The organism is Thermoflexibacter ruber, from assembly GCF_900113045.1.
GTDB classification, from domain to species: domain Bacteria; phylum Bacteroidota; class Bacteroidia; order Cytophagales; family Thermoflexibacteraceae; genus Thermoflexibacter; species Thermoflexibacter ruber.
Genome location: NZ_FONY01000019.1, coordinates 32,722 through 57,103, shown reverse-complemented (window position 1 = coordinate 57,103; position 24,382 = coordinate 32,722). Strand labels below are relative to the sequence as shown.

The following is a 24,382-nucleotide window of genomic DNA, read 5'->3' as shown; positions in this document are numbered from 1 at the left end:
TATAATGAAAATCAACTTTTTATCTATTTTAAAGTATAGTATTTCCTTTCTCATTGCTATTGCCATTTTTGCTTATATCTATCAAGGACAAGACTTAGGCAAGATGTTTAGCGACTTATTAGCCACTAAATGGCAATGGATAGCCCTGTCCATGAGTCTGTCTTTGCTTAGCCATGTAGGGCGTGCATGGCGTTGGAGTTTGATGTTTAAGCCTTTGGGCTTTCAAGTAGGTATTTATCGCCCTTTTTTGGCAGTAATGGTAGGGTATCTTGCTAATTTTATCCTTCCACGCATGGGAGAGGTTACGCGTTGTACTATTCTCCAACGTACCAATTCTATTCCTTTCCAACAATCTTTTGGGACAGTCATTGCAGAGAGAGCCATAGACTTTATTTGCTTGGTTATTGTTACTTTACTTACTATCTTTTTAGAGTTTGACAAATTAGAAAGTGTGTTAAATGACATATTTAACCAAGGTCAAACACAGGAAGCAAGCAATCTTAAATGGATTTTACTGGGCATAGTGCTGATAGGTAGTCTAATTGCTTTAGGAATTTGGACGTTTTTCAAGAAAAAAATTCAAGCATTAGATATTTACAAAAAAATTGTTTGGATTCTTTTGGGTTTGCGGGATGGCTTTATGAGTGTGTTGAAACTTGATAAGCAGGATAGAGTACTATTTTTCGTACATACCTTTGCGATTTGGTTCTTGTATCTTGTTACCTTCTATGTATTATTTTTTGCACTCACAGAAACCTCTGGCTTAGATATTTACTGCGCCTTAGCAGGTTTGGCAATGTCTGGAGTAGCTATAGTCGCTCCCGTACAAGGCGGTATAGGGGTTTATCATTATCTCATTTCCAAGACCTTAGAAACTTATGGCATAGGAGAAAACGCAGCAAAGTTTTTTGCTTTTATGTCCCATAACTCTCAGGTTATCTTGTGGATAGTAGTAGGTTCTATTTGCCTTTTGCTTAGCCTATTGGTAAAAAAGTCTAATTAATTTGCTAACTTAACGTTCAGTGCCTCAATAGCTTGAGCAAGCAGACTTTTCATCTGTATTCCTTGGGCTTCTAACTGCTCTTGTGGGGCATTCCTTGAAACAGAAGCCTTCATTTTTTCTTGGAGTTCCTGAACGCCGTCCAAAGAGAGCGTTTTGACAATGGTGCGAAGGTCATGATTTCTTAGACGAAACTTTGGCAAATCTTTATCTGTGAGAAATTCCTCTACTTCTTTGATATAATTTTGCAATTCGTTGATATAAATTTGGAGCAAATCACGCGCAAAGTCTGCATCGCCCATAGTTAGTTTGTCAAAATTATCGAAATTTATTTGCATATTTTTTAGCTAAACTTATCTGGCTCGAAAGTTAATAAATTTTTAAATTTTATAGCATATTGAATGATTTTTTGATGCAAATCTGAGGGATTAAAAGGTTTTAACAAAAAGTCATCCATGCCTGCTTCTTTGGTTCTTTCGTTTACTCTATCCATGACAGAAGCCGTGAGTGCAATAATTGGAATATGCTGGAAATATTCTTCTTCTATTCTCCTTATCTTCTTCGTTATTTCAAAACCATCCTCATCGGGAAGGTGAATATCCATGAGGACTAAATCATATTTTTTTGATTGTATTTTGGCAATCGCCTCTTGGCTATCCCGAGCAAGGTCATATTTGATTCCCCATTGTTTAAAAAATCGCATCGCTACAAACTGATTTACTTCATTGTCCTCTACCAACAGCAAGCACACCTCTGACTTGATTTTTTCTAATAATTTGCTTTCATTGCCCTGATTATCTATGTTTTTAGCTTCACTTTGGACTTTCCCAAAGCTAAGGTCAAAGGCAAATGATGTCCCTTTGCCTACCTCGCTGGCTACTCTGATTTTACCACCTTGCTGCTCAACTAAGTTTTTTGTAATCGCCAAGCCCAAACCTGTGCCACCATATTTGCGTGTAGTATCTGCACTTGCTTGTGTGAATACTTCAAAAATAGTATCTAACTTATCAGCTGGGATTCCTATGCCTGTATCATCTACGGTAAATAATAACTTCACCGCCTCTTGGGCATGAGTTAATACTTTGATAGAGAGAGTTATACTTCCTTGTTCTGTAAACTTACATGCATTGCTGAGTAGGTTAGTCAAAATCTGATTCAGCCTGACAGAATCTCCAATGAGCATCGTAGGAACAGCAGGCTCTATCATAGCTTGGATAGTAAGTTGTTTAGTTTTTTTGTTAGAAAAGATAAAAAATTTTAGTAAGTTGTCCACTAATGCTCTTATATCAAAGGGGATTTTTTCAAATACTACTTTTCCTGCCTCTATTTTAGCAAAATCCAAAACATCATTCATCAACCTGACTAAATTATTGGCGGCAAATTGCAAAGTTTGAATTTTTTTAATTTGGCTTTTTTTAGGCTTCTCCTCGAGAAGCAAATGGGCTATTGACACAATAGCATTCAAGGGTGTGCGTATTTCATGGCTCATATTAGACAAGAACTGTGATTTGGTCTGAGCCATTTTATCTGTCATTTTTTTAGCCTCTTGTATTTGCTTATGCGATTCTGTGAGCTGTATTTCATTAAACTTTTGTGCGGTAATATCTTGCACAGTGCCAATAAGTTTGATGGTTTTGCTATGACGAGTAATCAGTCGCCCTGTGATTCTTACCCATTGTGCATGGGGATAAGATAATATTGTTTTTAGTTCTATATCAAAAGGTGCTTTCTGTTGGATAGTTTCTTGAACAGTTTGCCAAAGCAAGCGGCGGTTTTCAGAAGAAAAGCAAGCAAAAAGTTGATTTCTACTAAAAATCAAATCATGGGCTGAGTGATTGAGCAAGCGAGCAATTCCTGTGCAGAAAAGTTTGTTGGTAATTAAATCATATTCCCAAGAGCCAATGCGCGCTATTTGTTGAGTTTCTTGTAAAAGGTAGTTTAACTTTTTATTGTAGCTATTATCATAAATAATGCATAAATAAAAGTTCTGCCCAACTTGTTGGCAATACCTAAAAGTGAGTTTAGCTTTAAATTTATGTCCCGTAATAGTAACTAATCTAATTGCTTCTGTATGCGTACCCAACAGATTTTTTTCTATTTCGTACTTATCATTATTTTTCTTGACTATCCATTGCAAAAGATTTGTCCCTACGATTTCTTCTTCTCTTTCTGCTCCTAAGACTTCTAAGGTACGCGGATTGCAAGATAGTATTTGTAAACTTTCAGCTTCTATGACAAGGACTAAATCGCTGGTATTCTGAAAATAGTGTAAGAAAAATGTATCTTTAAGGAAATCATGTTGAGTCAGAAAATCACTATCCTTCTCCATAGTTTGGTATCTTAGATTGCTTACCTACATCATAAACGTACTCATCTTTATTATCGTAGGCAAGGATAATTGGTCTAATTTTAAAAAACTTATTCACAGCAAAGTGATATAAAGCATAAGAAGTAGAAGGGTACTGCTTAGATAACACTAAAAAGAGGCAAAAGTTGGGAAAGAATAAGCATTCACCTCTTTCTAATGAGATTATGAAATTTTTCAGCTTTTTTATTTAGCCATGTATTTTTTTCTTAACTCTGCGATTTGGTCTTGCTTGAGTTTTTGAAGCTTTTTGTCTTGGTCTTCTACCCACTTTACTTCTGGGTAGCTGTTATCAGGATATTTTACTTTGTAGTAAACATACTCTATGCCGAACTCCTTAAAAATATTTTTATAATAATCTTCTATGACTGTAAAATTAGCGCGTACATTTTTCTTTAGCTCTGTAAACTTCACATCTTCGGCTAAGATGATAGCTTCAATACTTGCTAAGTCCTTACGCATCATCGCTTTATTTACTTTTTTGGTAGTTGTAGGGCTGCTTGCGGTGCTTGGTTTTTCTCCACTGACGTTGCTCATGATTTCTTTGAACGCCGCATCATCTATATAAAAATCCTCCGCCATTTCCTTTGGATTGACAGCAAAACCAATAAAAGACTCATGTTTTGCCAAAATGCTCAACATCACTTGAAATTTCCAAGAAGTTACTTTTTCTATTTCTTCTCTTGTCATTGCCGTCCACTCTTTGCCATAGTAGCTTACCCATGCTGCTGAGTCAGTAGGGTCTTTTTCTACCTTAGCCCACAAATCAGGTTTTTTCAAAGGGTCTTTCGTCCATTCCGCCGTCTGTCCCCAAGCATAGGAAAACAAACAGACTGTCATCAACATTATCAAAAAATATTTTTTCCCAATGGATAGAAAATGATTCATCTTTATTATTAACTAATAGTTGTATGCAAATGCTTTGAATGAGTTTATTCCGATAAAAATGAAACTTAATATACTGGTTTTTGTTTCAATTAGCTTCATGCAATCAAATATTTAACCAAAAATGCACAAAGTAAGTGGCTGGTGAAGAAATTTGATTTTTTAACAACAGAAACTTTTTAAAGTGCTATACTATACTAAATTTAATACAAAAAAATTTAAGGATAAACCGCCACCGCTTCTATTTCTACGAGCAACTCGGGACGTGCAAGAGCAGCTGTGGCAAGCGTAGTGCGTGCTACTTTGACAGGGTTTTGTGCATTATTAAAAAATACCTGATAGGCTCTGAACCATGCCGCAAAATCAAATTCCTTGTTTTTATTTGGGTCTGGAGCTATATAAATCCGCAAAAAAACCACATCTTTCAAACCTAATCCTGCTTTAATGAGTATGTCCTCAATGCGTTTCATAGTATTGATACTCTGCGTATAAGTATCCCCATATCGCTTATAAGGGTCTGTGCTTGTACTATCTAATAGCGGGGCTACGATTCCGCTTGTGAAAAAAAGTTTTTTCCCAGCGGGAATTTCTACCCCTTGTAAAATCTGAGCAGTTGGGTTGTCATATCTCTTGACCTGCTCTTGCAACTTGCAAGACCATAGCAAAATAGAAATGAACAAGAACAATAAACCTAATTCTATGTATTTGGCTCTAAACATATCATTAATTTGGCTTGACAAATTTAGTTGATTCTCAAAGGAAAAACAAAAAGATAAGGAAGAAAATAAAGAGGTTGGAGAAAATCTCATTGGCAAATGAGGGGATTAGCTTAGTATTTTTTACTTTTGCAGTCTAAATTTTGGATTTAGCTGATTAAATCTGAAATGATAGCTTAACTATTTTTTAAATTTCAATCTTAATAAAAATATATGCCAGGTTCAGAATTATTTGGTGCTGAAGAACGCAAAGAGGTTATGGACGTGTTAGAAACAGGCATTATGTTTCGCTATAACCACGACCAACAACGCAAAGGAATTTGGAAAGCAAGGGAGTTCGAACACGAATTAGCTAATTTTGTAGGTGCAAAACATGCTCACGTAGTATCAAGTGGCTCGACTGCCGTAGCTACGATGATGGCGGCTTGTGGAATAGGGACTGGCGATGAGGTCATAGTGCCTGCTTTTACCTACATTGCTACCATAGAAGGTGCGCTCTTGAATGGTGCCTTGCCCGTATTTGCAGAAATAGACGATACGCTTTGCCTAAGTCCAGAAGGTATCAGAGCCGCTATAACGCCTAAGACCAAAGCAGTGGTATTGGTACAGATGTGCGGGGCAATGGCTCGCATGGACGAGATTATTGCACTTTGCAAAGAACACAATATCATGCTTATAGAAGATTCTGCTCAGGCTTTGGGGGCTTCCTACAAAGGTAAAATGCTGGGAACACTTGGCATAATGGGGGCTTATTCTTTTGATTTTTTCAAAATTATCACGGCAGGTGAAGGAGGCGCCATAGTTACCAATGACGAGCAGTTGTATAAAAATGCAGATATGTACTCTGACCATGGACACGACCACATAGGTGATAACAGAGGTATGGAAAAGCACCCTATTTTAGGGTTCAATTACAGAATCAGTGAGTTACATGCTGCAGTTGGTCTGGCACAACTTCGCAAAATCAACTATATTTTAGAGCGGAAAAAAGCTAATAAAAAAGTATTGAAAGAGGCTTTGAAAAAATATCCTGAAATAACATTCCGTTTTCTCCCAGACCCAGAGGGCGACTCAGCCACTTTCCTTTCTTTCTTTATGCCTAATGAAGATTTGGCACGGACTACGGCAAGAGAGTTTGCCAAAGCGGGGATAGGAGTAAACTATTGGTTTGACAACAACTATCACTACATTAGGAATTGGGAACACCTCAGAGAAATGAAAACAGTAGCCAAACTTCCCATAGAAATCTTAGGAAGTCGCCAAGATTATCGCAACTTACAACTTCCTCAGTCTGATTTGATTATAAGTAGGTTGATTTCTGTAGGGATTCGTATTACTTGGACGGAAGAGGACTTGAAAAATATCATTCAAAAAATGGATACTATTCTCCAAGAGGTTTTGCAAAAGTAATATAAAGAATAATATAGAACACGGATAATACTGATTTTACTGATAAAACACAGATTTTTGGGTAGTTCCTCAGTGAAAATCAGTCTAATCTGTAAAATTCGTGTTCCATAAGTATATGAGCAAAAATAATCGCTCCAACCCTTCAGTTGCACTGCGCCCCTCATTGGGGAAGAGAGTCAAGTACGTGATTATCAAGAAGTATTTCCCGTAGGGGAAAAATTTAGATAGGAGCAGAAGAACTATTATTTTTGTTGAATTACTTACTTAATGAGAATGTGTCTTTATTTATAATAAATATAAACATATATTTTATTCCACTATGACCAAAGAGCAACTCAAAGATTTGAAAGCGCGAGTAGATGCGCTGAGGAGGTATCTTTGACTACGATACCAAAGCAGAAGAAATCAAAGCCTTAGAAACCCAATCCTTAGCCCCTGATTTTTGGGACAATCCTGCAAAAGCTGAGGAGATTTTAAAGAGCATCAAGAATAAAAAAATTTGGACAGATAGCTTTGATGAACTCCAAAAACTCATGGAGGACTTTGAGGTCTTGCATGAGTTTTACGAATCAGAGGCAGTAGAAGAAAAAGAACTTCAATCAGAAGCTCAAAAACTCATCAAAGCGATTGAGGAATTGGAGTTTAAGCGAATGTTAGGGGCAGAGGAAGACCAGTTAGGAGCTATCTTAGAGATTAACTCTGGTGCTGGAGGCACAGAAAGTCAAGATTGGGCAGAAATGCTCCTTCGTATGTATATCATGTGGGCAGAAAAGCACAACTTCAAAGTGAGCGAAATAGACTACCAAGCAGGGGAGGGAGCAGGTATCAAATCTGCTACTATTGAAATAGACGGTCAGTTTGCCTATGGTTTTTTAAAATCAGAAATTGGCGTACATCGCTTAGTACGTATTTCTCCTTTTGACTCCAATGCGCGCCGCCATACTTCCTTTGCATCTGTTTTTGCTTATCCTATCATAGATGACACGATTCAGATAGAGATTAACCCTGCGGACATCACTTGGGATACCTATCGCGCTGGTGGGAAGGGTGGACAAAATGTAAACAAGGTAGAAACTGCGGTACGCCTTAGACATGCACCCACAGGCATCATCATCGCTTGCCAAGAAGAACGCTCACAAGGCATGAACAAAGAAAAAGCCTTAAAAATGCTCAAATCTCGCCTTTACCAAATAGAAATAGAAAAACGCAATGAGGAAAAGGCAAAATTAGAAAGCACTAAAAGAAAAATAGAGTGGGGTTCTCAGATTCGTAGCTATGTCATGCACCCTTATAAGTTAGTCAAAGATTTACGTACTAATGTAGAGCGTACCGATGTGCAAAACGTCATGGATGGGCAAATAGATGACTTTATTAAGGCTTATCTTATGGAGAACTAAAATAATTCGTGCAAAAAAAACGTTTTCATTTTGCTGATATTTTTTTATATTCTTTATATTTACAGCATTAATATTCTTAATTAAGTTATCAAACCTTAAAACTACTCATCAATGAAAAGGTTACTTACTTGCACTATATTTATATTATTTGCTTTTTATACAGTATCTTGCACCAACCAACAAGTAGCTATTACCATAGCCTCCATTCTTAGCCAAGGTTCAGGCACATGGAAGGTTTCTTATGCAAAATTTGGAGATGAAGAAGCTCCTGCGGGAATGTATGACGGTTTTCTGATTGTATTTAAAAGTAACGGAAGCTACTCAGTAACTAACCCCAAAGGTTCGGCTGTCGCCCCTACTACTCAGCCTACAGGGACATGGAAAGAAGGAACGCGAAATACGGTCATTTTTGACGGAACAGTTACAGTTAGAGAGGTAAGTGGTACACTTAGAAGTAATAAAGTAATTTTTGAGTGGGAAGTTTCCATTCCCGGTAAAGTAACCACTACTTACAGAATAGAATTGGTTAAAGTTTAAAATATTTCCTATTTGATGAACTTATATAAAGATATTGCCCACAATTAGAACAAATTGTGGGTTTTTTTTATTAAAAATTCAATTAATCTATTGTTTCACTTTTACATTTAAAACAACTCATTATGCAATCTTTTTTTACCCATCTTACTAAATTTATCTTGCTTTTACTAATTGCTTTTAATACTTATGCTCAAGGTGAATTTGTTCAAGTGCCTACTACTTATGAAGTATATGAAAATGGAGAAAAAATAAAATATGACATTTCAAAAAAGCATATTTTTGTCCAGTTTTCTTCTCTTGCTTCTGACAACGATAAAAACTTGATTATCAATTCTATTCGTAAACTATTAGACCCACAAAAGACTATTCAAGAAGAAGATAAAAATAAGAATTTTGTCATATTAAATCTTACTGCTCAGCTACAAACCCCAGAGTTACAAACTATTTTGCGAAGGTTAAATCAACATCCTTTGGTACAAATAGCCAATCCATTTATCCTAAGGCAAGGCTTGAAAAAACAAGAAGCAGCATTAGGTATTTCGCATCAGATTTATGTAAAACTCAAATCAGGAACATCCTTAGCCAATTTGCAAACCTTAGCCCAAACCAAAAGAATAAACCTTGTTACAAATTATCAGTATGATGAGAAAGTGTATTTGCTCAATGTGAGTAAACTTTCTGCGGGAAATCCTATACAGATAGCTAATGAGCTTTTTGAAACAGGGCTTTTTGAGTATGTAACTCCTAATTTTTATGTAAAGCCCGAATTGGCTGAGGCAAAAATTTCTCGACTTGACCGAAAAGAAAATGGTTTTAAAAAAGAATATGGCTTCAAAAAGTTTGATAAAGAAGAAACTACCGTCAATGACCCCTTATTTTCTTTCCAATGGGCATTGAAAAATACAGGAGCGTTTGCCACCCCTCCTGCGGCTCCTTACTACGACTTTTTCCGTACCCCTTACAACAATTTTACCGTAGGAGCAGACATCAAAGCTACTTTTGCATGGGATATTAGCACAGGTGCAGGCATCAAGGTAGGTTTGTTTGACGATGGTACTCAGCGTTCTCACCCTGACTTAGCGGCAAATATTTCTCCTTTGGGTTTTGACCCTGCCAACTCGATGAACTTAGGAGATTTGGATATAGGCAAAAGTACAGGACACGGCACAGCTACTGCAGGAGTAATAGCCGCAGTTGCCAATAATAGTACAGGTATTGCAGGTCTTGCCTATCACTCCCAACTCATTCCTGTTCAGATAGCTACAGCAACTTTGGTAAGTGACTACGCCCTTGCTTATGATTGGGGTTGGCAAACGGCTCAGATGGACGTGATTTGTAGTGCATGGAACTGGACTGACCCTCTTTTTAATGCTCCTATTTTAAACGATGCCATACAAAGAGCATTTAATCAAGGACGAGGCGGAAAAGGTTGTATTTTGCTTTTCCCTTCGGGCAATAACGGACTAAACTTTGCCGAGTCCCCTGCCAATCTAAGCCAAGTGATTTCTGTAAGTGCCACTACCTCAGATGATTTGAAAGCAAGTTTTAGCAGTTTTGGAAAATCAGCCGACTTGGCGGCACCAGGGTCAAATATTATTACGACTGATGTTTCAGGAGAACCTTTTGTAGGGTTCAAAGGCTATACCGCCGTAGATTATGTAAGCATAGACGGCAGTTCGGTAGCAGTTGCACAAGCGGCAGGAGTAGCCGCACTGATTTTGGCAGTCAATCCAAACTTGACGGCTACCCAAGTCAGAGAAATTTTGCAAGGAAGTGCGGAAAAGGTAGGAGGCTATACGTACAGCATTTCCAATCCCGATGCTAAATCTCCTCAAACCAATACTTGGTCAGCGGAGTTGGGCTACGGCAGAATCAATGCTTTTACTGCGGTAAAAATTGCTAACAAGCAAAATACCTGCTCTGGTACAAACTTATTGTCTTTGCCATCGGGCTATTTTGATGATGGAAATGTATTGCAGGGTTATGCGAATAATGCAGACTGCCGTTGGCTCATTCAGCCCACAGGCGCAAGTACGATTATTTTGAATTTTTTAGATTTTTTCTTAGCGGAGGGTAACGACAGAATTATTGTTTATAACGGAAGTGATACCAACTCTCCAATCATTGGAACTTTTACAAAAAATAATCCTCCTCCTGCAAACGTAGTTTCCAATACAGGAACAATGTTAGTTCGTTTTCTTACTGACAATGAAGTTACGGACAAAGGTTGGCGTGCATTTTATACTTCTAATACTCCCTCTGCGGATATTGTAGCAAATACTACTACGCCTTGCTTAAATTCTCCTGTCAATTTTTCCATTATCAATCAAAATGGAAATATTACGGGCTACTCATGGAACTTTGGAGCGGGGGCAGTACCAGCTACGGCAAATACCGCTGTACCTCCTGCGGTTACTTACCAAAGTGCAGGTTTAAAGACTATTTCCTTGACGCTAATAGGCAGTAGTGGAAATGTAGTGATTCAAAAGCCTAATTTTATTTTTGTTGCCTCTACTCCTATCAGTAGCATTGACGAGGGTTTTGAAGTACAACTCCCTGCCAACTGGCAAATTACCAATAAAAATAATCAAGGGAGAACTTGGGAACGCCTACAAGCAATGACCTTAGTAGGTGGCTTTGCAGAAAGCCAATCGGCTGTATTTTTCAATAATTTTGAAGAGAGCCAAATAGGTGCAGAAGACTACTTACAACTGCCTTCGCTGAATTTTACAGGAGTTACCAGCCCTGCGCTTACTTTTGATGTAGCTTATGCGCCCTTTGTTTCTGTTACTAATTTAAGAGGGAACGACAAGCTACGCATAGAATACTCCACTAATTGCGGAGCATCTTGGACAAGTATTTATGATAAAAGTGCCTTGGGAATGGGAACTGCTCTCATCGGTGGGAATTTGGCTACCACAGCAAGTCAAGGCAATGCCTTTGTGCCTTCTTCATGCACACAATGGCGTAGAGAAAATATCACCTTGCCCATGTTAGCCAATACCAACAATGTGCTTATTCGCTTTGTCAATGTCAATGGATTTGGAAATAACGTTTATTTAGATAATATAAAAATTGCCAACGGAGTAAGTTCACCTACCAATTTATTGGCAAGTCCTGCTTCCCCTTCTCAAATTAACCTATCTTGGACGGATAATTCAAGTAACGAGTTGGGCTATCTCATTGAGCGTTCTGCGGTCGCTCCTATTTTCCCCAATCCCACTACTTTTGTACAAGTAGGGCAGGTCGGTGCCAATGTCAGCACTTTTAATGACATAGGGCTTGCGGCTAATACTACTTATTGGTACAGAATCAGTGCGATACAGCAAAATGGCATTGCTACTCACTCCAACGGGCAGTGTGTAGTCAGTGCTACTACCTCTGTGGGTGCAACTACCAACTTACTGTTTGAGAATTTCAATGCAAGTTGTGGAACGCTCCCTGCGGGCTGGACAAGCAACCTAATAGCAGGAAATATTGCTTTTGATTTTTGGCGGGTTGATGATAACCCCATTACTTCTTTGAGCTACGGTAAATTGGGGAGTCCTGCAAGTGGTTGTTTTGCTATTTTTGATTCTGATAAGTACAGCGCAGCAGGAGGAGTAGAAAATGTGGCGTTGGTTTCCCCTACCATAGATGCTACGGGAATCTCTACGGTTATTTTGCAGTTTAAGCACCTATTTATTTCTAACTTTTCCGCACAAGGTTTGGTAGAAGCCTTTGATGGCACAAGTTGGAATACCGTACTTACTTATCAGTTTGGGACGCAGGGTTCTATTGGGCTGAGCGGTAATAACTCGACTCCTCTTGCTGTTTCAGTGGATATTTCTGCTTTTATAGCCAATAAAAATACTGGACGAGTACGCTTCCGCTGGCTCGGGAACTATGGTTTTGCTTGGGCAATAGACGACATAGCCGTAGTAGGTACTTTGGGTGCGCCTATCAACCTAACAGCTACCTTAGCTACTGAAAATCAGGTAAATTTGGCTTGGATAGATACTACCGAAGGAGAAGACGGTTTCAATATAGAGCGTTCTGAAACTTCTGCGACTTCGGGCTTTACACTTATTAATACAGCCCCCTTAGCTACAGGTGCAGGCAGTACAGTTGCCTATGCAGACAACACAGCAGTTGCAGGCACAAGGTATTGGTACAGGGTACAAGCCTACAAAGGAATGTCCGTTTCCTCTTTTTCCAATGTGGCTCAGGTTACTACTTTGTTAAGCCCTACAGCTTTGACTGCCACCGCTCTTAGCACTTCTTCCATACGATTGGACTGGACAGAAAACAGTGCTAATGAAAGTAGTGTGATTGTAGAAAGGTCATTGAATCCTAATAGCGGCTTTGTAACGATTGCTACCCTTTCCGCTAATACTAATACTTTGATAGACAATAACTTATTAGAAAACACAACTTATTTTTATAGGGTAAGAGTAGTAAAAAATGCTTTTAGTTCTGCTAATAGCAATGTAGCTAATGCTACTACTTTGCTCAATGCAGTCAGCAATTTAGTAGCTAATGCCATCAGTCAAAGAGAAATTAGTTTGCAATGGAACGATAACTCTACCAATGAGTTAGGCTATGTTATAGAGCGTTCTCTTTTGGCTATGTCAGGTTTTAGCATGTTGGTAAGTCTTCCTCCTAATTCAGTCAGCTATACAGACATCGGCTTAAATCCAGATACCCAATATTTTTACAGGGTATATGCTGTAAGTAGCATGGCAAGTCCTGCGGTTTATTCCAATGTAGCCAACGCACTTACCTTCCCTGCTACTCCTACTAACTTGATTGCCAATGCTTTGAGCTTTTCCTCTATTCAACTCATTTGGCAGGACAATGCCACCACAGAAATGGAATACAAGGTAGAAAGGGCAAATGCGCTTGACGGAAATTTTAGAGAAATAGCAACACTTGGGGCAAATCAAACCACTTACACCGATGCAAATTTAGCAAGCAACACAAGGTATTTTTACAGAGTAATCGCTACCAGAGGGCAAGCAAGTTCTGCTTATTCTAACGTTACCAATGCTGTTACGCTTGATGACCCTGCCCCACTCGCTCCAGTTTTAAGAGGACAAGCAGGAAGTCAATCTGTTTTGCTTACTTGGGAAACTGTAAGCGACGCAAGTAGGATAGCTTATTATGAAATTTATATGCTCGATGCCAACAACCCACAAAGGCTGGTTGCTACTACAGACGACACTCGTTTTGTAGTTAGAGGTTTAACCAATGCAGTTACTTACATCTTCCGAGTAGTTGCCGTTAGCCGCTCAGGAGCATCAAGTCCATTTTCTAATAGCGTAACTTTGCGTCCTTCTATTATTTTGGGAACGGAAAATTTAGAAAAAGAGATAGTTTTCAATATCTATCCTAATCCAAACTCAGGAGAGTTCAAAGTCCAGTTCCAAGGAAATAGCCAAAGCCGAGTTTTGTCTATCCAAATGATAAATATGGCAGGACAAGTGATTTATCAAAAGCACATCAACGCTTTGGGGTTTTACGAAGAAAGCATCAACTTGCCTAACCTTGCTTCTGGGCTGTATCTGATTCATATACAGACCAATCAAGGCGAGTGGAGAAAACAAGTCAGCCTGGTCAGGTAAGAAATTAATCACAAGTACTAAGAAAATTAAAATATAATCCTTTGAAAATCTCTCAAAGGATTGTATCATTGTATATTTTAAGCATGTCATTCCTGTAATAAAAAAATTATGAGAAAGTTTACAACAATTTTATTTATCACCTTATTTCACATAAGCAGTATTAATGCCCAAGATACAGAAGCCAAAAAAGATACTTCTTATTGGAAAAAAGCAGGCAGCATCAGTTTTAACTTTGCCAATGTAGGACTATCTAACTGGGCGGCAGGTGGCGTAAGTTCTATTTCTTTGGGAACAGTGGTGAATCTAAGTGCAGACTATGCCAAAGATGCCCATTCATGGAAAAACTCTTTGCTTTTTGCTTATGGAGTGATGCGTCAAGGAGGTAGTGAGGCAATTTTCAAAAAGACAGATGATAACCTATTGCTCAACTCGCAGTACGGCTATCACTTAGGCAGCAGTCGTTGGAGTTGGGTCATAGGAGGAGGATTGCGTACCCAAGTAGCTGACGGTTTTCTCTTTGCCCCAGACCCGCTCAATCCGGGCAAAGAAATTTCTACACGCATTTCTACTTTCATGGCGCCAGGGTATTTTTTGCTTAACACGGGGATAGAGTATAGCATTAAAGATATTTTCTCTGCAAAGTTAGCACCTCTGACTTGGCGTATGACCATAGTTAATGATGAGGCTCTTTCTCGCGCAGGAGCTTTTGGAGTAGAAGCAGGTAAGAAAACACGCAGCCAGTTAGGTTGGACGCTTTCTTCTACTTTTAAAAAAGAAGTGATGAAGAATGTAACTTTTCAAAATGTACTCAACCTTTTTGGAGATTATGCTCGCTTAGGCGTAGTAGTAGTAAATTGGGAAACTTTGTTAGTAATGAAAGTCAATAAATACCTTAATACGACTTTTGGCACACAACTCATTTACGACCACGATGTAAATGTAACACGTAAAGATGGCACAGTAGGGCAAGCAGTCCAATTCAAACATGTACTCAATATCGGGGTAGCGATTAAACTTTAAAGCATTAGTTTGGCAGTTATTGATACAATTTTGCAAAAATTTGGATTTTCCAATGATTTTTTTATAGCTTTGAGAATGGTTCAACATATAGACAAATACATTTACATAATGTGCTTGTTCTCTGCCATTCAATATCAACAATTAAAAAATCAGACCTATATACACCTGTCGACTATCTAAAAAACTGATTTATCATTTTAACTTCAAATCATAAATTAACTAATTGAAAATGAATCGTCGTGATGCAATTATGCGGGTATCTACCATGATGGGTGGAACACTCGCCGCTCCTTGGCTGACTTCTATGCTAAGCGGCTGCTCCAACTCTCCAGAGGAAAAACAAGCAATTTTGGAGAGTTTTACTCCCGAAGTAAAAAACCTTTTAGCTGAGATAGCCGAAACCATTATCCCCGCTACTGACACGCCGGGGGCAAAAGAAGCAAAAGTGCAAGACTACATTGCTGACATTGTGGCTGACTGCTTTAACGAAAAAGACCGTACAGCCTTCTTTAATGGATTAAATGAGTTTCAGAAAAAAGCGAATGAAACCTATCAAAAAGGTTTTGAACAATTGGAGGAAGCGCAACGCATAGAGTTCTTGACTAAAATGGAGCAGGAAGCCAAAGACTATGCAGAAGCTAACAAAGGAAACAAAGAAGCACCCGCTCACATTTTCCGTACTTTGAAAGGTCTGACGCTGACAGGTTACTTCACCTCCGAACCCGGTGCTACCAAGGCACTCACTTACGTACATATACCTGGTAAATATCAAGGATGTATTCCTTTGGAAAAAGGACAAAAAGCATGGGCTACTTAATGCCAAATTACTAATTGATAATTACTAATTCGTCATTGGTAATTAGTAATTTATAACTCATCATTCTTAACTCATAATTTATAACTCATCATTAAATATGGCTGGTTTAGAAGTAAATTTGAATTTGAAAGCCAAACAGCAAAATACTTATGATGCTATCGTAGTAGGTTCTGGCATCAGTGGTGGCTGGGCGGCAAAAGAACTTTGTGAAAAAGGTTTGAAAGTCCTCATGCTCGACAAAGGCTGGGAACTCAAACATGGAGAATATGAAACCGCTTTCAAGCACCCTTGGGAGTTTAAATATCGCGGTCGTATTACTGACAAACAGCGTCAGTCCCACCCATTTCTTAGCCGCGATTATCCTTATAGCGAACACAACGAAAAATATTGGTTCAACGATGAAGACTCCCCTTACACAGAAATAAAACGTTTTGACTGGTATCGTCCAAACATTGTAGGGGGTAAGTCTATCATGTGGGGTAGGCAGTCGTATCGCCTAAGCGAAATGGACTTCGAGGCAAATGCCAAAGAAGGTATTGCTATCGATTGGCCTATACGCTACAAAGACATCGCTCCTTGGTACGATTATGTAGAAAAATTTGCAGGCATCAGTGGGCAAAAAGAGGGGCTTCCCCAACTTCCTGATGGGCAGTTTTTGCCACCTATGGAGATGAACTGCTTAGAAAAGCACGTAGCAGCAAAAATTAAAGAAAATTTCAAAGACCGAATTATGACTATTGGTCGGGTGGCAAATCTTACACAAGGCATCAACGGGCGTGCCGCCTGCCAATACCGCAACTTGTGTAGCAGAGGTTGTAGCTATGGAGCTTATTTCAGTACCCAATCAGCTACCCTGCCCGCTGCTATGAAAACAGGAAACTTGACAGTAAGACCGCTATCTATCGTCAAAGAAGTAATATATGATGAAAAAACAGGCAAGGCAAGTGGGGTAAGAGTGATAGATGCTACTAATAAAGACAACATCATGGAGTTCTATGCAAAAATTATCTTTATGAACGCCTCTACACTTGGTACTACGTTGATTTTGCTCAATTCCATTTCTAACCGCTTCCCTAATGGCTTGGGCAACGACAGCGACCAATTAGGACGAAACCTTATGGACCACCACTTCCGTTGCGGTGCTTCAGGAACTTACGAAGGATTTGAAGACCAATACTATTTTGGAAGAAGAGCAAACGGGTTCTACATTCCAAGATTCCGCAACATAGGTAAAAATGACAGAGATTATATTCGTGGCTTTGGCTACCAAGGTAGCGCAAGTCGCTCTGGTTGGCAAAGAGGAGTAGCTGAGATGGGCGTAGGTAAAGATTTCAAAGAATCCTTACTCGTTCCCGGTAACTGGACTATGGGCATGACCGCTTTTGGAGAGTGCCTACCTTACCAAGAAAATAGGGCTTACCTGAACAAGGAAAAGTTAGACAAGTGGGGAATGCCTACGCTCACTATTGACTGTGAGTTCAAAGAAAATGAAATGAAGATGCGTAAAGACATGATGAACGATGCCGCAGAAATGCTCGAAGCCGCGGGATTGAAAAACGTAAATACTTACGACAACGGTTCTTTCCCTGGCATGGGTATCCACGAAATGGGAACTGCACGCATGGGCAAAGACCCCAAGACTTCTGTATTAAACGGTTTCAATCAAATGCACGCAGTAAAAAATGTATTTGTTACTGACGGTTCGTTTATGACTTCTGCGGGTTGCCAAAACCCTTCTTTGAGCTACATGGCATTTACGGCTCGCGCTTGCGACTATGCGGTGAAAGAGATGAAGAAAGGCAATATTTAATTCTTTTTTAATATATGCTCAAGCAAAAAGCCCTTACCAGCAAACTGGTGGGCTTTTTTGCTTTTAACTTCGTTTAGTTTTGAATAGCATTAAATTTTCAAGTTTGTATTACCCCTACGTTGTATCTTTTCTTGATAGGAGCATGATTGGCTGCTTCTATGCCCATAGAAATTACCTTGCGCGTTTCTAAGGGGTCTATTACCCCGTCTGTCCATAGACGAGCCGCTGCATAGTAAGGAGAGAGCTGCTCATTGTATTTTTCTGTAATTTCATTAAGCAAGGTATTCTGCTCCTCTTCTGTGAGCTTTTGTCCTTTGGCTTCCATAGAAGAAACTTTGATTTGCAAAAGCGTTTTTGCCGCAGAAGCTCCACTCATTACTGCCATTTGTCCTGTTACCCAAGAGTAAATCAAGCGTGGGTCATACGCTTTGCCACACATGGCATAATTACCCGCTCCATAAGAGTTACCAATGATAATCGTAAACTTAGGTACCACAGAGTTGGACATGGCATTGACCATTTTTGCGCCGTCTTTAATGATGCCTCCATGCTCGGCACGGCTACCTACCATAAAGCCTGAAACATCTTGTAAAAAGACTAAAGGAATACGCTTTTGGTTACAATTCATAATAAAGCGAGTTGCTTTATCTGCGGAGTCAGAGTAAATTACTCCCCCCATTTGTATCTCGCCTTTTTTAGATTTGACTACTTTCCTTTGGTTAGCAACGATTCCTACTGCCCAGCCGTCTATGCGTCCCAAACCACAAATCAGCGTTTGCCCATATTTTTCTTTGTACTGCTGAAAATCAGAATTATCTACCAATCGTAAAATAATTTCTAACATATCGTAAGGTTTAACTCTGTCCGCAGGCAAAATACCATAGATTTCTTTTTCGTCCAATTTGGGGAGAGCGGGAGTAGCTCTATGAAAACCAGCTTTTCTTGTTTCTCCCATTTTGTCAAAAATATTGCGGATAGTTTGCAAGCAAACCTCATCATTAGGCATTTTGTAGTCTGTAACGCCAGAGATTTCGCAGTGCGTAGCTGCTCCACCAAGCGTTTCATTATCAATATTTTCCCCGATGGCAGATTTGACCAAATACGAACCCGCTAAAAATACACTTCCTGTACCCTCCACAATGAGTGCCTCGTCAGACATAATGGGTAAGTAAGCCCCACCCGCCACACAACTCCCCATGATTGCCGCAATCTGCACAATACCCTTAGCAGACATAATCGCATTATTTCTAAAAATGCGTCCAAAATGCTCTTTATCAGGAAAAACCTCATCTTGCATAGGTAAAAATACCCCTGCACTGTCCACCAAGTAAACAATAGGCAGCCGATTTTCCATACTGATTTCCTGCGCCCTCAAATTCTTTTTAGCAGTCATTGGAAACCACGCTCCTGCTTTTACAGTAGCATCATTCGCCACGATAACCGCCTGACGACCAGAGATGTATCCTATACCTGTTACTACACCAGCCGAGGGGCACCCCCCTACTTCTTCATACATTCCATCGGCCGCAAAAGCACCTATCTCCAAAAAAGGTTTATCTTTGTCTATTAATAAATCAATACGTTGTCTGGCAGTGAGTTTCCCTTGCTTGTGTTGTGCTTGTATGCGTTTTTCTCCACCGCCAAGCTTTACTTTTTCATGTTTAGTTTTTAGCTGATAAATTAGTTGTTTGATTTGGTCTTCATTCTTATTAAATTCTAAATCTATGCTCATTGTTTATTGTTAAAATAATTTGATGATTAGTTTTCAATTCTCCTTTCAAAATTACAGTAACTTTTCGTACAAAATCTTTAATTACAGAAAAAATAACCTGCTTATCCCACCCAAGTTAAATTTTTGAGCAGAAAAGTGGTTTCCATTTTCTTGTTTTAAAGAAAAAAATAATAGATTTATCATGCTAATTAAGTCTAAGTAGGGAATATTTTAAATAATTACACAAATGGATAGAAATTCACGCCGAGATTTTGTTAAAATATTGGGAGGAGTAGCGGGAGTATTATCAATCAGTCCTTCCATAGAAACCGTAGCTAAGGAATTAGACAAAAAGCTATATCATATCCCACAAATCCCTTTTGACGAAGATGTTACTAAAAATGAGGACTATTGGGTATGGGTACAACAATCCTATACTATTTCTCCTAATGTAATTAATTTTAATAACGGCGGGGTAAGTCCACAACCAGTCATCGTACAAGATGCTTTGGACAGATACAACCGCCTAAGTAACGAAGCCCCCAGCTATTACATGTGGCGAACTTTAGACGAGGGAAGGGAAGGTTTGAGGCTGAAGTTAGCAGATTTAGCAGGCACTTCTCCAGAGGAAATAGCCATTAATCGCAATGCTACAGAAGCCTTAGAAACCGTTATTTTTGGTCTGAACCTGAAAAAAGGCGATGAGGTTGTGCTTACTAAGCAAGATTATCCGAACATGATTCATGCTTGGAGGCAAAGAGAAAAAAGAGATGGAATTGTACTAAAATGGATTAACTTAGACTTACCTTCCGAAGATATTGAGTATTTGGTAAGGAAGTATGAGGAGCAGATGACGGATAAGACCAAAGTGGTCATGATTACGCACCTGATTAATTGGTGCGGGCAGCTTCTCCCTGCCAAGCAAATCAGTCAAATGATACGCAGGAAAAATAAAAATATTTATATTCTCATAGATGGGGCACATTCTTTCGCTCATTTTGACTTCAAGATTCCTGACTTAGAAGGAGATTTTTTTGGTACAAGCCTGCACAAGTGGCTTTCTGCCCCTTTTGGAACAGGTATGATGTATATTAAAAAAGAGAGAATCAGTGAAATTTGGACGATGTTTGCTTCTGATAACCCACAAAGTAGCGACATTCGCAAGTTTGAGGTGTTAGGTACTCGCTCCTTCCCTACGGAGATGGCAACAGGCTATGCAGTTAATTTTCACAACGCTATTGGCTCACTAAGAAAGCAAAAGCGACTACACTATTTAAAAAACTACTGGGTAGAAAAAGCTATGAATATCAAGGGTTTTAGCGTGCAGACTTCTTTGCACCTTGACTTTTCTGGGGCGATTGCTACCTTTGCTCTCAAAGGCATGACCGTGGCGGACTTATCCTCTGCTTTGTTCAAAAAAGCCCGAATCCATACCACTGGCATCAACTGGGAAAATATCAACGGAGTAAGAGTTACGCCTCATGTCTATACCCAATTGAAAGACTTGGATAGATTAGTTGATACAATTTATCATATTTCTAAGGAAATTTAACACTTTCAAAATTGTATTTAGCAACTTTTCGCTAATTTTGTTTTGCTTTGTAATATTGATTATCTTATTAGCTTTACTAAATCATGGCAAACAAAAAAATACTTGTGGTAGAGGATAATCCCATCAATGTTATTGTACTAAAAAAATTCATTGAAAGCTACTGCGACTTAGACACCGCTACGAATGGGCAAAAGGCGATTGAAATGGTAGAAAAAAATGATTATGCTTTGGTACTTATGGATATTAATTTGGGAGGAGAGCAGATGACAGGAGTGGAAGTATTGCAAAAAATCCGAGCAAACGAACACTTTAGATATCTTCCTGTGGTAGCTGTTACTGCTTACGTTACAGAAGAAGCTATCCAAAAATTCAAAGAAGATGGCTTTGCTGACGTAGTCAATAAGCCTATTGACAAAGAACGGATACTAAGTGTAGTAAGTAAATACGTTGGGACTTAGTGAAGTCCACCTTTCTCCAATAAAAAGCCTGAGAGAATTATTTAACCTCTTTCATTAATACAAGCACATAAAGTCAAAGAGTAAAGTAGTGAATTAAGACATAATCTATGTAGTAATATGAATTTTAAACAAATCCTTTTCAGATTTAGCCCCTATTTCGGTTTACTTTTTGTCTTTCTCTTATTTGTTATTCTCTGCCCTCCAGCTTTTTATTCATTTTTTAATATCAAAACCATTTTTACCCAAACAGTCATCGTAGGCATTGCGGCAATGGGAGCAACTATGGTGATTATCTCAGGGGGTATTGACCTGAGCGTAGGTTCTCAGATTGCTCTTGGCACGGTAGTTATTGCCAAAGTGTTAAATATGAGTGGTTTAGACGGGCAAGCAAGTGGACAAGTTTCTCTATTGGCGGCGATGTTGAGCATTTTTGCTTGCATGGCTTGTGGAGTAATCACAGGTTTGGTCATTTCCCAATTTCGCATCGTACCTTTTATCGTTACCTTAGGTATGATGCAGATAGCCAGAGGAGTAGCCAAGTGGTTAGCCAACGAGCAGACCGTAGCCTCACCTGCTAACTCCATGACCTCACTCATGTTGGTAGAACCTGAAAGTGAATGGCTGGTTTTGGGTGCTTCGGTCTGGATTATGCTGATTTTGGTAGTTATTCTTTCCATTATTTTAAAGTACACTATCTTAGGACGCTATATTTTTGCTATAGGTTCTAATGAGCAAACTGCCCGTCTTTGCGGAATCAATATCAGCAAATATAAAATCCTTATCTACATGCTCAGTGGGGTTTTCACAGGCATTGCGGCTATCATGCAGTTCAGCAATCTGACCGTAGGCGACCCTACCGCCGCCAATGGTATGGAATTGGATATTATTGCCGCAGTAGTCATAGGTGGAGGTTCTCTGAGCGGGGGTGAGGGCAGTGCCGTAGGTTCTTTGATAGGGGCGTTGATGATGGCAGTATTGAGAAATGGGTGTAATATGCTGGGCGTACCCAACTATGTGCAAGAAATCATTATTGGTTTGATTATCGTTGGGGCAGTTTTAATAGATAAACTAAAACATCGCTTGAGATAAAACCTCAACTGAAGCAACTAACTATTTACTCACTATACTATGATAAAAAGACTTCGTAATCTCCTTGTTTTCATTGTATTGGCGTATATTGCATTATACTTTGTAAATGCAGAAATCGTTACAGCCATCAACGAACAGATTTTAGACTTGCTGAGAGGCAAAACAGAAAAAACAGGTACAGAAAAGCAAGCGAATTTATTGACAGAAACGGAACTTAATGAATATGAAACTTATACCTCGCTTAGTGAAATAAGCAAAAATCCTCAAAAAGTATTTAAAATTAATCTTAGTAATCAAAGATTAGACGCAATCCCCGCAGAAGTTTTCCAATGCAAGAACTTGCAAGTGTTAGACCTGAGCAACAATCAAATTAGCCAAATTCCCGAACAAATCCAAAACTTAGCACAACTCCAAGAGTTGAATCTATCCAATAATCAACTTCTTACTGTTCCTCCTTCTTTAGACGACCTCAGTTTTTTGAGAAAGTTAGACCTATCCAATAATCAACTTGGCGAACTGCCCGAAGTATTTAGCAATTTAGCAAGATTAGAAGAGATAAACCTTGCGGGAAATAATCAAATTCATCTGAAAAAGGTTCTCAGTGATTTAGGATATAGCCGCAATCTGAAAAAACTCATCTTGAAAATGCAGTCCCCTGAAGCACAAAAAGAAATTCAAAACCTTAAAAAGCTACTTCCTGATATAGTTGTAGAATAAAAACAAAATATATACAGCCTTACAGGTTTTGGATAAACCTCATAAGGCTGCATAAAGAACTATTTTAGGCATCATTACCTATTTTGCACTGTCTATAGTAATGGTAGGTGTAGAAGTAGAGGTAGTGTCTGTAGTGGTTGAGGGAAGAGTAGATTTTTCCTTTGCTGCCTCTACGTTAGGGCTTGAGAAACCTTCGCCTGCTTCTGGTTTTTCTATCACGATATTAGCAGTCAAAGCAAGCACCATGATAGTAATAGCAAATCCCCAAGTTAATTTTTCAAAAACATCTGCACTGCGCTTTGCACCCATTAGCTGATTTGCTCCAGAGAAAGCCAATCCACCTGCACTTCCACTGCTTTTAGGATTCTGTGCCAAAACCACTAAAATTAGTAACACCGCTACTACGATGATTACACCGATAATTAATCCTGTCATTGTAATTTATATTTTAAAGTCTATCAAGTTAAAACCTACTCCAAACGGTTATGAGTTTTTCAGATTTTCAATTTGGAGTGCAAAGTAACTACTTTTTTCTGGATTTTTCAAACTTAATCGCTGATAAATCTCAATAGCCTTTTGTTTATTTCCTTGTTTGATATAAATTTTTGCTAAAAACTCAGAAGCAGCTCGTTCATTCTCCTTTGTACTCTCCTCTGCAAGGTCTATGCTTGGCTCGTTGAGCCTCTCTCTATTTATCTGAATAGTAGGGCTTTCTTTAATAAATTGGTCGATAATACTTCGCTGGTATTCTTGCGAAGATTTTTTATAAGTAGGTTTAATCACTGTTGGTGTATGCTCTTGTTGATGTTCATCAAAAAAGTTCGTTGTATCAAATTCCGCTGTAATTTCCTTTTGACTCAGCACATCTAAAACATCTTCATCTGAAAAATAAATAGAAGTATCCGTCAATAAATTGTCTTTCTCTACCTCATCAGATAGCTCCTCATCAAACTGGGGAGAAAAATCAAGATGACCATTCATCTCTTGGTATGCTTGTCCTTCTTCCTCTTTTCTCAAAGTATAATCATCTAACAAGGTACTACTTTCATGTTCTTCTCTTCCATCGTTATTTGCTAAAAAGTCTGCTTCTGTTAGGTTTTCAAAAACAGCTAATTGCTTTACATACTCAATCTCTCTCGCCTCCTCCTCTTTGCGCAAATAATAAGCATCTAACAAATCTATGGAAACAGCCTCTACTTCTGCTATTTCCTCACTTACTTCGCTGGCTGACAAGCGGTTAGTAAACTCTATTACCTCCTCCTCTTTGCGCAAATAGTACGCATCTAACAAGCCTA

The 24,382-nt window shown here is 38.8% G+C and carries 19 protein-coding genes and 1 pseudogene; 12 read left to right on the top strand and 8 right to left on the bottom strand.

From position 1 onward, the window contains the following. Window positions 1-4: 4 nt before the first annotated feature. Entirely contained in the window at window positions 5-1,003 is a 999-nt protein-coding gene (locus BM141_RS11585; protein WP_177217356.1) for a lysylphosphatidylglycerol synthase transmembrane domain-containing protein, read from the top strand. On the opposite strand, the gene BM141_RS11580 is transcribed toward BM141_RS11585, so the two are convergent. From BM141_RS11580 to BM141_RS11565, 5 genes are all read right to left on the bottom strand, one after another. Further along, window positions 1,000-1,338: a hypothetical protein gene (locus BM141_RS11580; RefSeq protein ID WP_091545407.1), complete on the bottom strand. Its 339-nt coding sequence runs from the start codon at window positions 1,336-1,338 to the stop codon at window positions 1,000-1,002. The genes BM141_RS11585 and BM141_RS11580 overlap by 4 nt on opposite strands. Before the next feature lie 5 nt (window positions 1,339-1,343). Beyond that, window positions 1,344-3,329 (bottom strand): ATP-binding protein, encoded by a 1,986-nt coding sequence (locus BM141_RS11575; RefSeq protein ID WP_091545404.1) that lies wholly within the window; start codon window positions 3,327-3,329, stop codon window positions 1,344-1,346. Next, window positions 3,316-3,477 carry a hypothetical protein gene (locus BM141_RS23430; protein ID WP_221407671.1) on the bottom strand — a complete coding sequence of 54 codons (162 nt, stop codon included), beginning with the start codon at window positions 3,475-3,477 and terminating at the stop codon, window positions 3,316-3,318. Before BM141_RS23430 ends, BM141_RS11575 begins: the two co-directional genes overlap by 14 nt. 74 nt (window positions 3,478-3,551) lie before the next feature. Continuing rightward, window positions 3,552-4,211, bottom strand: a complete 660-nt coding sequence (locus tag BM141_RS11570) for a hypothetical protein (protein ID WP_091545402.1) — start codon at window positions 4,209-4,211, stop codon at window positions 3,552-3,554. 257 nt (window positions 4,212-4,468) lie between these two features. Beyond that, the gene (locus tag BM141_RS11565) at window positions 4,469-4,969 is read right to left on the bottom strand and encodes a RidA family protein (RefSeq protein ID WP_091545509.1); all 501 of its coding nucleotides are present in this window, start codon (window positions 4,967-4,969) and stop codon (window positions 4,469-4,471) included. Between the two features lie 210 nt (window positions 4,970-5,179). Here BM141_RS11565 and BM141_RS11560 point away from each other — a divergent pair, with 210 nt between their 5' ends. The 7 genes from BM141_RS11560 to BM141_RS11530 all read left to right on the top strand — a co-directional run bounded on the left by BM141_RS11560 (window position 5,180) and on the right by BM141_RS11530 (window position 17,560). Beyond that, window positions 5,180-6,376: a DegT/DnrJ/EryC1/StrS family aminotransferase gene (locus BM141_RS11560; RefSeq protein WP_091545399.1), complete on the top strand. Its 1,197-nt coding sequence runs from the start codon at window positions 5,180-5,182 to the stop codon at window positions 6,374-6,376. A 319-nt stretch (window positions 6,377-6,695) separates the two neighbouring features. Next, a protein-coding gene (gene prfB, locus BM141_RS11555; protein ID WP_143090902.1) for a peptide chain release factor 2 occupies window positions 6,696-7,773 on the top strand; the annotation gives its coding sequence in 2 pieces (ribosomal slippage) (window positions 6,696-6,746 and window positions 6,748-7,773; 1,077 coding nt in all). A 111-nt stretch (window positions 7,774-7,884) separates the two neighbouring features. Then, on the top strand, window positions 7,885-8,310 hold the full coding sequence (locus BM141_RS11550) for a hypothetical protein (RefSeq protein WP_091545396.1): 426 nt from the start codon (window positions 7,885-7,887) through the stop codon (window positions 8,308-8,310). Between the two features lie 122 nt (window positions 8,311-8,432). Further along, on the top strand, window positions 8,433-13,913 hold the full coding sequence (locus BM141_RS11545) for a S8 family serine peptidase (protein ID WP_091545393.1): 5,481 nt from the start codon (window positions 8,433-8,435) through the stop codon (window positions 13,911-13,913). Window positions 13,914-14,021: 108 nt separating this feature from the next. Beyond that, window positions 14,022-14,933 (top strand): DUF3078 domain-containing protein, encoded by a 912-nt coding sequence (locus BM141_RS11540; RefSeq protein WP_091545390.1) that lies wholly within the window; start codon window positions 14,022-14,024, stop codon window positions 14,931-14,933. A gap of 229 nt (window positions 14,934-15,162) precedes the next feature. Continuing rightward, on the top strand, window positions 15,163-15,750 hold the full coding sequence (locus BM141_RS11535; RefSeq protein WP_091545387.1) for a gluconate 2-dehydrogenase subunit 3 family protein: 588 nt from the start codon (window positions 15,163-15,165) through the stop codon (window positions 15,748-15,750). 97 nt (window positions 15,751-15,847) lie between these two features. After that, a complete protein-coding gene (locus BM141_RS11530; protein WP_091545385.1) occupies window positions 15,848-17,560 on the top strand; it encodes a GMC oxidoreductase in 1,713 nt (570 codons plus the stop codon). A 97-nt stretch (window positions 17,561-17,657) separates the two neighbouring features. On the opposite strand, the gene BM141_RS11525 is transcribed toward BM141_RS11530, so the two are convergent. Then, a complete protein-coding gene (locus BM141_RS11525; RefSeq protein ID WP_091545507.1) occupies window positions 17,658-19,286 on the bottom strand; it encodes an acyl-CoA carboxylase subunit beta in 1,629 nt (542 codons plus the stop codon). A 232-nt stretch (window positions 19,287-19,518) separates the two neighbouring features. On the opposite strand from BM141_RS11525, the gene BM141_RS11520 reads away from it, so the two are divergent. The 4 genes from BM141_RS11520 (at window position 19,519) to BM141_RS11505 (ending at window position 23,087) form a co-directional block, all read left to right on the top strand. After that, window positions 19,519-20,823 (top strand): aminotransferase class V-fold PLP-dependent enzyme, encoded by a 1,305-nt coding sequence (locus BM141_RS11520; RefSeq protein ID WP_091545383.1) that lies wholly within the window; start codon window positions 19,519-19,521, stop codon window positions 20,821-20,823. Between the two features lie 83 nt (window positions 20,824-20,906). Beyond that, window positions 20,907-21,281 carry a response regulator gene (locus BM141_RS11515; RefSeq protein WP_091545381.1) on the top strand — a complete coding sequence of 125 codons (375 nt, stop codon included), beginning with the start codon at window positions 20,907-20,909 and terminating at the stop codon, window positions 21,279-21,281. 117 nt (window positions 21,282-21,398) lie between these two features. Beyond that, window positions 21,399-22,370, top strand: a complete 972-nt coding sequence (locus tag BM141_RS11510) for an ABC transporter permease (protein ID WP_091545378.1) — start codon at window positions 21,399-21,401, stop codon at window positions 22,368-22,370. A 39-nt stretch (window positions 22,371-22,409) separates the two neighbouring features. Continuing rightward, a complete protein-coding gene (locus BM141_RS11505; RefSeq protein ID WP_091545376.1) occupies window positions 22,410-23,087 on the top strand; it encodes a leucine-rich repeat domain-containing protein in 678 nt (225 codons plus the stop codon). Between the two features lie 78 nt (window positions 23,088-23,165). Here the strand turns inward: BM141_RS11505 and secG are convergent, their stop codons facing one another. Then, complete coding sequence (gene secG, locus BM141_RS11500; RefSeq protein ID WP_091545373.1) at window positions 23,166-23,522, bottom strand: preprotein translocase subunit SecG; 357 nt, start codon at window positions 23,520-23,522, stop codon at window positions 23,166-23,168. Between the two features lie 48 nt (window positions 23,523-23,570). Then, window positions 23,571-24,382 (bottom strand): annotated as a pseudogene (locus BM141_RS11495) (hypothetical protein); the annotation flags it as partial.